9 protein-coding genes and 1 pseudogene are annotated in these 9,105 nt (G+C 34.1%); 6 read left to right on the plus strand and 4 right to left on the minus strand.

The genetic code is table 11. The annotated features are described in order from the left end of the window. Positions 1-284: 284 nt before the first annotated feature. Positions 285-1,208, plus strand: coding sequence for a replication initiation protein RepM (repM, locus tag F905_RS00035; protein WP_005174434.1), 924 nt, complete (start codon positions 285-287; stop codon positions 1,206-1,208). 60 nt (positions 1,209-1,268) lie between these two features. Further along, positions 1,269-1,835 (plus strand): plasmid replication DNA-binding protein, encoded by a 567-nt coding sequence (locus F905_RS00040; RefSeq protein ID WP_224214022.1) that lies wholly within the window; start codon positions 1,269-1,271, stop codon positions 1,833-1,835. A gap of 191 nt (positions 1,836-2,026) precedes the next feature. On the opposite strand, the gene F905_RS15605 is transcribed toward F905_RS00040, so the two are convergent. Beyond that, positions 2,027-2,230, minus strand: a complete 204-nt coding sequence (locus F905_RS15605) for a hypothetical protein (RefSeq protein WP_004896916.1) — start codon at positions 2,228-2,230, stop codon at positions 2,027-2,029. A gap of 243 nt (positions 2,231-2,473) precedes the next feature. Between F905_RS15605 and F905_RS00050 the strand changes: the two genes are divergently transcribed. Then, positions 2,474-2,719, plus strand: a complete 246-nt coding sequence (locus tag F905_RS00050) for a type II toxin-antitoxin system RelB/DinJ family antitoxin (RefSeq protein ID WP_000246756.1) — start codon at positions 2,474-2,476, stop codon at positions 2,717-2,719. Continuing rightward, a complete protein-coding gene (locus F905_RS00055; protein WP_000221358.1) occupies positions 2,709-3,002 on the plus strand; it encodes a type II toxin-antitoxin system RelE family toxin in 294 nt (97 codons plus the stop codon). Before F905_RS00050 ends, F905_RS00055 begins: the two co-directional genes overlap by 11 nt. A gap of 73 nt (positions 3,003-3,075) precedes the next feature. Here the strand turns inward: F905_RS00055 and F905_RS00060 are convergent, their stop codons facing one another. Both F905_RS00060 and F905_RS00065 read right to left on the minus strand, forming a co-directional pair. Next, positions 3,076-5,280 carry a TonB-dependent receptor gene (locus F905_RS00060; protein WP_005174439.1) on the minus strand — a complete coding sequence of 735 codons (2,205 nt, stop codon included), beginning with the start codon at positions 5,278-5,280 and terminating at the stop codon, positions 3,076-3,078. 1,046 nt (positions 5,281-6,326) lie between these two features. Next, positions 6,327-6,548, minus strand: a pseudogene (locus F905_RS00065) (hypothetical protein); the annotation flags it as partial. A gap of 224 nt (positions 6,549-6,772) precedes the next feature. Here F905_RS00065 and F905_RS15610 point away from each other — a divergent pair. After that, positions 6,773-7,174, plus strand: a complete 402-nt coding sequence (locus F905_RS15610) for a hypothetical protein (protein WP_005174444.1) — start codon at positions 6,773-6,775, stop codon at positions 7,172-7,174. Between the two features lie 6 nt (positions 7,175-7,180). Then, entirely contained in the window at positions 7,181-8,011 is an 831-nt protein-coding gene (locus F905_RS00070; protein WP_005174452.1) for a hypothetical protein, read from the plus strand. A 317-nt stretch (positions 8,012-8,328) separates the two neighbouring features. On the opposite strand, the gene F905_RS15320 is transcribed toward F905_RS00070, so the two are convergent. Then, positions 8,329-8,499: a hypothetical protein gene (locus F905_RS15320; protein ID WP_005174455.1), complete on the minus strand. Its 171-nt coding sequence runs from the start codon at positions 8,497-8,499 to the stop codon at positions 8,329-8,331. Positions 8,500-9,105 lie beyond the last annotated feature (606 nt).

Raw genomic sequence — 9,105 nt, forward strand, 5'->3', positions numbered from 1 at the left:
TTTTCATTCCGTGGGCTTTTAATTATTTTAAAGTTTTTAAATGCTTTTAGGTAAGCTGAAAGCCTTGTAAATAAAGGCTTCTAGACTTCATATGACTACGTTTACCTACCAATATGACTACGTTTACCTACCAATATGACTACGTTTACCTACCAATATGACTACGTTTACCTACCATAAGTCTACCTTATTTATTTTATAGATTTAACCATGTTTACCTTGCATTAATCTACAGATTTATTAATATAGATTTATATTCATAACTAATAAGATAGATAAATAAAGTGCGGGATTTAGTAGTTAAAGATAATGCATTAATTAATGCGAGTTATAACTTAGATTTAGTAGAACAGCGTTTAATCTTATTAGCTATTGTTGAAGCAAGAGATAGTGGTCGAGGCATTAATGCCAATGATCCATTAGAAGTCCATGCTGAGAGCTATGTAAATCAATTTAATGTTGCAAGACAAACAGCGTACCAAGCGTTAAAAGATGCTTGTAAAGATCTATTCGTACGCCAATTTAGCTATCAAGAAATCAATAAGAGAGGAAATGTAGAAAATGTTTTAAGCCGCTGGGTCAGCGAGATTAGATATATCGATGATGAAGCAACCGTGAAGTTAATATTTGCTCCTGCAATTGTCCCACTTATTACACGTTTAGAAGAGCAATTTACTAAATATGAATTACAACAAATTAGTAATCTCAGCAGTGCGTATGCTGTGCGGTTATATGAATTGTTAATAGCTTGGCGCAGTACAGGCCAAACTCCTATTATTGAACTAGCAGAGTTCAGGAAAAAAATAGGTGTTCTTGATGATGAATATACAAGAATGGGGAATTTCAAAGACCGAGTATTAAATTTGGCTATTGCTCAAATTAATGAACATACAGATATTAAAGTCCAATGTCAGCAACATAAAAAGGGACGTAATATTTCTGGCTTTTCATTTACCTTTAAACAGAAAAAGGTCGTTATAGCTAACAATAAAAAGCAAACTACTCTTGAGATTTTCTCAAAATTTACTGATGCACAGCGACATTTTTTTGCTAATAAGCTATCTGAGCTTCCAGAAATGAATAAATATTCTCAAGGTACTGAAAGCTATTCGCAGTTCGCAGTTCGAATTTCTGAAATGCTAAAAGATCTACAAAAATTTGAAGAACTACTGCCATATCTAGAGAAAGTAGGCTTTAATGCAAAATAAAACTCATGTTCAGATTGGATGTTCATATGAACATCCCTGTACACGTACTGAGGGACTCCATTGAACACAACAAAATTCAGCGTTATGGACGCCAGTAAAGCGTTTAAAAAGTCTAGAACAACAATTTATGAAGCTATAAAAAGTGGCGAATTATCAAGGGATAGTGATGGACTCATAGATCTATCGGAATTAATAAGAGTTTATGGAAATCCAACTGGTGTTCAGTCCAGTACACGTATTGAACAAGTCCAGAAGGATGCACCTGTACGTGTACAGTCCGAGATCGAAAATGTTCTAAAAGATCAGATTGCTTTACTTAAAAATCAGTTAGATTTAGCAAATCAAAGAGAAAAGTCTTTGATGCAACATATTGAAGATCTTACTCATAGAATTGAGTTTAAAGGCACCTTAGAACAGCCAAAACAAGAAAATACTAGTAAGCTAAATGAATCTACTAATCTAAATATAGCAACAGATCCTCGGCCAGAGATTGAGTCGAACTATGACGCATTGACTACTCCTAGTGAAGACAATAAGCGTATACCTATTCCAGAACACGTTGAACCGGAACCTAAAAAAAGGGGATTATTGGGTCGTTTAGCTCGGGCAGTTTTTACAGATGAGTAAGGTTTTATTGTTGTTTTTAGCTAAACAAAAGTGTGGAACATTGCTTGTTTATTGAGCGTGGAACATGAATAATCAATAAAAAGCCGTTCCAGTGCGCTGAACCCTGGAACGTCTTAGTATAAGTTTTTGATTTATATCGAATAAAAAACAGTATTTCGTATAAGGTGTATTATGTTATTTTTAGGAAGTCTTTAGAGTTGGCCTTCAAGTAACTGACCTATTTCTAACCTGGTATAGCCACGTTCTTTAAAGATCAAAATAATTGCTTTTTTATAATCTTCAGAAGTAGAAGTCTTATATTTAGTTATCAGTTGATTCTCGGAATTCAGCTCAAGATCATTTTTGATGGTCAATACTTCGCTAGAGATCTTATTAAAGATATTTAGGTTAAACATACAGGCACTCGTCATCCGTATTATAGCGGCCCGACTATAACGAATACCTGTCTTAGCTACGCTAGACACCCTTAGCCGCAAGGATTACAAATTAAGAAAAATTCTGCAAGTTTCTGCCAATTGAAAGAATAAATAATATCTCCCAAATGCCATCCATTTAACATAATGGCGGTTATACGAAGTCGACTTGTAATGCAATTTGCATTACAGTACTCCTAGTACATTAAATAACTGGGAGATATGATGGCTACTGTTAACTTCAGGGTCGATGAAGCCCTTAAAGAAAAATCCTATTCCATCCTTAAAGAACAAGGTATTGCACCTACAGATTTCTTTACTAGTATTCTTGAGTATGTTGCTACGACTGGGAAACTACCTGTCAAAAAAGCTTTGCTTTCAGAAGAAGATGAAGAATTGTTAGCTCTTGTCCGTAAGCGCATTAATGACCCTAAAGAGATGTTTGAGGAAGTCACATTAGATGACTTATAAGCTTTTACGTCACAAGGACTTTACAGCAGAATGGGAAAAACTCCCTGTTGCTATACGGGATCAATTTAAGAAGAAACTAGCCAAAGTCATAGAGCAGCCACATATTCCAAAGAATATGCTGAGAGGCGATCTTGCAGGTTGCTATAAAATTAAATTATTAAAAGCTGGTGTCAGACTTGTCTATCAAGTTAAAGATGATCAGGTAGTTATCTTGCTCATCACAGTCGGGAAACGAGCTGATAGCATAGTTTATGACGAAGCTAAAAAGCGCATTAAAGACTAAAAATGGGAGCTTATAGCTCCCATTTTTTGACTTCGTATAAGGTGTATTATGTTAATTTTAGGAAAACTAACAATTACCACTTATGGCTATAAGACACTTTCAGCGTTACACCACTCGCTAATAAATGGCTGGTATTATTGCTGCTTCGCATAAGTTGGCTATATAGTGGATAATATTTACGGTTAAACATATTCTCAATACCAATCGTCACAGTGTCCTTTGGATTAATTGCAAAACTACTCAATAAATCTGCTGTTGTATAAGATTTCACATCATAGCGACCAAAACCATTCACACCATTAAGTCGGTAATCTTTTGCACCGAAATATGTCGCCTGAATACGATTCGTCCAAGTGTCTGTCGGGCTATAAGAAATATATCCTGTCAATTTTAATGGTGGGATACGGAAGCCTGTCATGTCTTGTTCAATACTGGTACTTTGAGGAGTTTCACGACCTTTCATCCATGTGACACTACCACCAGAACCCCAAACATTGTTGTCAGCAAGGTAATTTAAAGTAGCCTCTACCCCTGAAATTTTTTCCTTTGTTCTGGCAAGAATCAAGCCATTGTTGAAAGACTGCACACCACCAAGATCAGAAGTAGAGTGGAAGACAGCCAAACTAGAGTTAAAGTTTTCAAAGTTACCTTTCCAACCTAACTCATAGTTATCGACTTTGACCGGCTCTAAAAATGAAGAAGCTAAGTTAAAGCCAGCAGTCGCATTACGAAGCACAACGCCTACATCTGGTAATTGGAAGCCCTGATTAAATGAAGCATAAATGGTATGTGCATCTACAGGGGAATATGCCACATTGGCATTGTATAGCCATGCATCAGCTTTGACTTTTCCACCTTGCACAGTATATGGGTCTGCTTTACCAAGTTGAGAGAGTGGAATAAAACTATCAATTTCCGCATAGCTATCTTCATAACGAGTGCCAATTTCAGCAGACCATTGATCATTAAAACGATGTTTGAGTTGAGCAAATCCACCCATACTTTGTGTGGTAAGCTCTGGTAAATAAGTTAAAGTCCCAATTTTGACAAATTCCAATCCACCTGATTGATCATAAATTTGAGGATCGAAGATATCTAAAGGCATTTCGCTCTTTTCACGACTGAAATCTCCACCCCAAACAAGAGTAGTATCCCCTAAGAATTCTAGTGGAGTACTTACAGTCAGGCGGCTACCCAAGACATTGTTCTCTTGATAGACCTGATCGACTTGTCCACCACGTGTACTGACTTTACGTGCATCAAATGGAGAGAATCGAGTAAAGAAATCTCGATAATAGATTTGGGCATCAACTTTATTGCCAAGTAAATTTTTATTGCTATAAGTTAAATTATAGATCTGGTTTTCATTTTTATTTTGCTCTGCTAATTTCAAACCTTTAATTGCCTTAGCAGGAACACTCCCTGCAGGGAGAGAGGCTACACTTGGATCAGATGCATATTCTGAATCCTGTTCTGCATTATAATAATTCGCAGCGAATTGAATATATTGATGATCATCAATATGATAACCAAGTTTTCCACCAATGCTATAAGCATCAGCATCAAATAAATCGCCTTGGCTTGGCTCAGGCGCAATTCTATCGCCACTTGCATCATAAGGGCTACCAATACGTTGATATCCAAAATCAAAAGCATAGTCAAAATTGTTACGGCTACCAGTAAAATATTGATGGATATCACCAGCTAATGCATCAGAACTAAAGTTAGTTAAAGGACTTTGTAAACCGATAACAGTTTTTGCAGTTGGAGCGCCTCCAGCGGCTTTTGTGGTAATTGAAATAATACCTCCAGCCGCACCACTACCATATATCGCATTACTCCCACGAATCACTTCAATACTTTGAATACTTTCAGGGTCAATTGCTGAGAGCCCTCGTGAAGTATCACGCGTTAAGTTCATTGGTATGCCATCCACTAAAATTAAGGCATTACGTCCACGGAGTGTTTGACCATAATCTGTAATTGTACGGCTTGAATCAGATAAACCAGGAACTGCTTTTGCTAATACTGTTGCAATATTTCCAGATGAACCATTTTTTAATAGCTCAAGTTGCTTTTCATCAAGCTTGGTGACTTGCTTAGATTTCTCTTGTACTTCATCAGAACGTGAGGCAGTGATAGTAATAGTTTCAAGCTGTTGAATAGAGTTTTTATCAGGTGTACTTTCTTTGGACTCATTCGCATGTATTACTTGAGTGAAACAAAGACTTGCGCAAGAGATGAATGGAATCAGGTAATGGATGTGTTTTGTGTTCATGAATCTAAGTTCCCCCTATTAAATTTTATGCAAATAATAATCATTAATATTTATTATGCAATTTTTTTTAATAGTTTCAGGAATTAGCATTTTTCCATTATTTAACATAATAGAGCTTATACGAAACGTATTTTAAAATATTTTTATTTATCAATAATTTAAAAGCTCACCCTTGAGCACAAAATGCACAAAAATTAGCTTCTGTAATAAGTCGGTGAGTTTTCAAGCAACTTTGTAATATTTCGCCAATAGAATTGGTTAAAAAGTGCTCAATTTCCGCTTTTTTGCCCAATTAACAAGACTCTTGCATCTAAAATTATCCCCAATTTTTGTGGATAAAATTTAGGCTATTTTGTACGCTTTGGCTCACATCAATCTAGGCCCCTTGCTGCTATGCGGCATACTGGAATTTTTCTATGATGAAGTCATAGAAAACAGGATGTTCCAAACAACAAGAATAAGAAAGATCGCACCAGGACGTGAGGTAAGACAGGAGTCATACTGAGCAACCCAAAGAAACCCCGGCATCCTGCCGGGGTTTTTTTATTTCTTAAATTACCTATCAGATTTCGATGTATACATCTCATAATTTGATTGTTTATATGATTTGTATCATGTTATATAAAATAGGAAAAAATAACTTCACTATAAGGAAATCATGAAAAAAAAAATTATCTACCTAGCAGGAGCTATGACCATAGTTTTACTAGTAGCGGTGATTAAACATGAAAATAAAGTAAAGAGGGATGAGCGATTGAGATATTTAGATTCCATAATATCTAAGCAACCTTAGTAAAATTGCGTTTATGTTTAGACATATCAGCTCATATAAAAGCCATTATTTAACATAAAGTCTCTTATACGAAGCCCAGGTTAATTCTGGGCTTTTTGTTCAATCTCATCATTGGCCGAGAACATACTTGGATTCGTAAGCCTGATATTTTCCTGACAACTTCCACACAGCATCAATCCTGCAAAAAGTTGTACATTTTGTCTATTTTCACAAAGCGTACATGGCTTTGAAAGCTGAATAATACTATCTGACACTACTTTACCCTCTTATAGTTATCATCTGCATATGAATAACCTTTAGCTTGCATCATTCGAACCTCATCTTTAGAAGCCCCATTTTTCATTAATGTCCATAACATCATGAAATAGAGTCCCGAAAAATCTTCATAGTATTTTTCAGAAAAATTGTTGTCTTCCTCAAAATCATCTATTCGCTTTTCTAATCGATTCACCAGATCCTCAATACGATCGGCTTGTGTGATTTGACAACACAAACGTAAACTGGACATTAAAGTCCTAAACTTTAACAATATAGTTGTAAACAAAGAGAGATTAAAAAAATGTCAAATTTTACATTTGATCCTGAAATTTTTGTGGTCATCCATTTTTACTTACCATAGACATATAAACTTACATGTTTTTAGTGCAAAAAAATTAAACCAAATGGTATAAAAATAAAAATCAAAAATAGGGTAATAAAATGAAAGTTAAAATTTTTCTTGGCTTAATAAGCTTTATTTCTGCCTCACCTTATGCTGCTACAGTTCCAGCAGAAGCATTCAGCCGTGCCAATTGTGAAGCATATATTCCAAGTTTTGGATATGGTTGGTATAACGAATCTATTTCTTATGATGCTTTAACAGGTGTACATAAAAATCTATATGCAAAAACAGATCAAAAAGCTACTAATGGCAATCAACGAACAGATAATTCAAGTAACCCAAGTGGGTATCGTGTTAGAGCAGGGTTTGTTGATCCTAAAAGTGATAAAAGATTTTGGAATGTATCCGGTACACACTATGAAACCCTAGATAATGGGCGAGCTGTTTCTCAATACACATCTGCAAAAGATTGCAATTTTAAATTTGGGCAGTTTTTATAAAATCTTATGAAAAAGAATAAAATTCTATTAATAGTTCTTGTGGTTGGTATTATTGTTTTAGGTATTGTAATTTTTATAAAATCTCAAGCAGTTACAGAAACAAAAAGATTGGGTAACGGTGAAAATACCAACCATAATGAAACGAGTTCATCTTCCAAACCATCTATTCAAAATACAAATCAAAATACAGAATTATCGAATACAAATCAAAGTTCGTTAGCTAAAAATCAAAATGATGAATCATTTATATTTAATTCTGATTTAAAAGCTTTAAGAGAAAAATATCCTGATGGTGTCATATATACTAAATTATCAGAAGCTAAGCTAAGCAAAGCTCAAAAAGACGATTTAGCAAAAAATTTCGACAATTTAAATCGTTATGGAAGCTTTAGTGGTGGAAAGATTACTAATGAATTTTCTAACTTAGATAAAAAAAGAGCTGCATTAAAAGAAGAAAAACCTTTAGATTTTAAACCAATAAATACAGATGGTTTAGTTCCAGATTTAAAACTATCAGGAAAGTGGTATTCTGGTGCAATAAATGAAGGAAAATACAACTCCCTTTATCGGTTATATGAAAACCAAGATGGTAGTACTAAATTTGAAATAACCGAAATGTATTTGAATCCAAATAACAGTGCTATTGTAGAAGTTTTCCAAGAAAGTTTAAATCATAATGTAAACAATGTTCCAATGACTATTGAAACATTGAGAAATGAAAATGGGCAAGACATTTATAATGTTCACTTCAATTATAATAATAGATATTATTCGTTATCTACGGAAAACATGAACCGTACACAAGTAGAAAATATCATTAATCAAATAACTAAATAAGTTAAAATCTAGGTGAAAAACTCCTATCATTTTTACGTTGTTGCCCCAGTTGCAACTCTCTACGTCTGTCCAACTCATCTAAAGCCTTGAAGATATTTGTTTGATCAAACCCTCGAATTTTTCGTGATACTGTTGCACTGAGTCTAGTTTCCTTTGAAGAAGTTTTACCAATTTGGAAAGGCTAGGTTTACAACTATATTGTAAAAAACCGCTATTTTTCTAAACTGAAAAATCCATTGAGTTTAGAACTGTAATGTAGATTTATTCAATTAGATTTGATGTAAGTTGTTGATTTTACATTTTGCCAGTTTAAGACATTAATGTAAAAAGACAGCTTGCTGTTTAACAGCAATAGATTGAAAATCATTGGTCAAAATTTTACTGAATAATTTACTGGTTCTGATTCCTTCTGAATTAGCCAATTGATCGTAGAATTCTGCTACTTGTGGATCTAACCTGACTGCATAAGTTTTGACTTTTTCGCCCATAAATTACACCTCTTATTAAAATTAGATTTTGTACAAAATTAAATATATATAATTCAACTAATTAAATAAAAAATAATGAGTAGATTACGTACAAACCTATTTGTACAGAATTAATTTATTTTAAAACAAAAACTTATTTAAATATAATGCTTTTTTTTATGTACAACAATGAGTACATAATTTTTCTTAAATTTATCAATATCTTATCTAAAAAAAGTGTTGTTTTGATGTACAACCATGAGCACAGCATAAAAAATAGATAATTCAATCACTTATTCTAAAAAAAGACCATTTTTCTGTACACGTTTCTGAGACCCTAAAAAATCGCTGAAATCCTTATCCTGTAAGGCTTTGAGGGTTGTCATCGTTAGATGCGTGGTGTGTGACAAAAAAATCCCGGCATGTGCCGGATCTTGGATTGGAAAATTGGCTAAAGTGACGTAGGGCCGGTGCTTGGTTTTGCATGGAAAAAAGTATTTATTTCCTTGTTTAGAAAAACGTAAAAAATCAATTTTTTGTCCATTCATCCAGGTTAAAAATTTCAACCCAAAACTTTAATTATGAAAAGCTTCATAGAACGCGTTCAAATGCGATTTAAGAGCCTTT

It is taken from the genome of Acinetobacter sp. CIP 53.82 (assembly GCF_000369465.1).
Classification (GTDB): Bacteria; Pseudomonadota; Gammaproteobacteria; order Pseudomonadales; family Moraxellaceae; genus Acinetobacter; species Acinetobacter indicus.

Coding starts and splice junctions, on each gene's coding strand:
- F905_RS00060 (WP_005174439.1), bottom strand. CDS start 5,280: ATGAACACAAAACACATCCATTACCTGATTCCATTCATCTCTTGCGCA.
- F905_RS00070 (WP_005174452.1), top strand. CDS start 7,181: ATGAAAAAGAATAAAATTCTATTAATAGTTCTTGTGGTTGGTATTATT.
- F905_RS15320 (WP_005174455.1), bottom strand. CDS start 8,499: ATGGGCGAAAAAGTCAAAACTTATGCAGTCAGGTTAGATCCACAAGTA.
- F905_RS15605 (WP_004896916.1), bottom strand. CDS start 2,230: ATGTTTAACCTAAATATCTTTAATAAGATCTCTAGCGAAGTATTGACC.
- F905_RS00055 (WP_000221358.1), top strand. CDS start 2,709: ATGACTTATAAGCTTTTACGTCACAAGGACTTTACAGCAGAATGGGAA.
- F905_RS00050 (WP_000246756.1), top strand. CDS start 2,474: ATGGCTACTGTTAACTTCAGGGTCGATGAAGCCCTTAAAGAAAAATCC.
- F905_RS15610 (WP_005174444.1), top strand. CDS start 6,773: ATGAAAGTTAAAATTTTTCTTGGCTTAATAAGCTTTATTTCTGCCTCA.